The organism is Microcystis sp. T1-4, assembly GCF_000297435.1.
In the GTDB taxonomy this organism is placed as follows: domain Bacteria; phylum Cyanobacteriota; class Cyanobacteriia; order Cyanobacteriales; family Microcystaceae; genus Microcystis.
Map to the genome: position 1 here is coordinate 1 of NZ_CAIP01000349.1, position 1,094 is coordinate 1,094.

The 1,094-nt window shown below is 34.2% G+C and carries 2 protein-coding genes; both read right to left on the reverse strand.

Going from position 1 to position 1,094, the window contains the following annotated elements; all coding sequences use genetic code 11:
* Window positions 1-210 precede the first annotated feature (210 nt).
* Window positions 211-609, reverse strand: a complete 399-nt coding sequence (locus MICAI_RS17170; protein ID WP_002736237.1) for a HEPN domain-containing protein — start codon at window positions 607-609, stop codon at window positions 211-213.
* Entirely contained in the window at window positions 606-920 is a 315-nt protein-coding gene (locus tag MICAI_RS17175) for a nucleotidyltransferase domain-containing protein (protein ID WP_002737075.1), read from the reverse strand. Before MICAI_RS17175 ends, MICAI_RS17170 begins: the two co-directional genes overlap by 4 nt.
* Between the last annotated feature and the right edge of the window lie 174 nt (window positions 921-1,094).

A 1,094-nucleotide genomic window follows, 5' to 3' on the forward strand; every position in this document is an offset into this window, starting at 1 on the left:
TAAACTGTTATTTGAATGATTGAATGAATACTATGATTGTGTTGTATTCAGCAAGTCTTCATCAATGATCAATTATAGTCCATCCCATAATCCCATCAATCACAGTTAAGACGATGGATGTGACTGTCGCATCATTTGTAAATTATTACGAATCATTTGTGTATTGAGATGCTCTTTACTTAATGTATTGCCATACAATACTTTTGTCATTTAATCAGTAGGAAGCAGATCTGAAATTATATTTAAAAAATCTCTCACTTTTGCAATAAAAGGAAGAACTTGTAATTCATCAAAATCTGCAAAGTCTGTATAATCTGCTTCGAGACGGTATTCAAACAATTCGTTATAAACTGCACCAAAGTCTTTTGAAATAATTTCGCTACGGATGTAGTTTTTGTTGAAGAGACTACGGACACCTGTATGTTTTGGAGATGAGAGATTATCATAAGCAAGTAAAGCCGTAACAGCATAAAAGCAACTATAGTACAGACGATTGATACAACTATTCCATCTTGCACCATCAGCAAGAGAACAAGCATCTTGATAAGCTTCCTCTGCACGATTTAAACGATACCTAATTAGTTGATCGTGAGGGGAATTTTTACTCATAGCATAATAGCTTCTTTGTTAACTGATTGCCAGAAAGGAGTAGTTTGTAATAAGGGATGTTCCCATTGATTTTTGCTGCGAACAATGGTACAAATAACTTCTTCTGTTTCCCATTCGATTTCATAAATTTGACGACGGATTTGAGATGTGCGAGTAGGGTTAGTGATCCCATCAACTAATACTAATATATCCCAATCAGAGTCTGGTTGAGCATCGTTTCGCGCCCGTGAACCATAAAGAAATATTTGCGCTTGTGGTTCGATCGCTTGTACTGCTTGTTTAATTTTATTGAGTAATAGTTGTTTGTCCATGATTTTTTATAACCTTTTTGTACTGCAAAACAATATTAACAATATAGTCCATCCCATAATCCCATAATAAGTCTAAACTGTTATTTGATTGAATGAATACTATGATTGTGTTGTATTCAGCAAGTCTTCATCAATGATCAATTATAGTCCATCCCATAATCCCATAATAAGTCC

Bases quoted from the DNA above. Each gene is read 5' to 3' on its own strand.
- MICAI_RS17170 (WP_002736237.1), bottom strand. From the start codon at position 609: ATGAGTAAAAATTCCCCTCACGATCAACTAATTAGGTATCGTTTAAAT.
- MICAI_RS17175 (WP_002737075.1), bottom strand. From the start codon at position 920: ATGGACAAACAACTATTACTCAATAAAATTAAACAAGCAGTACAAGCG.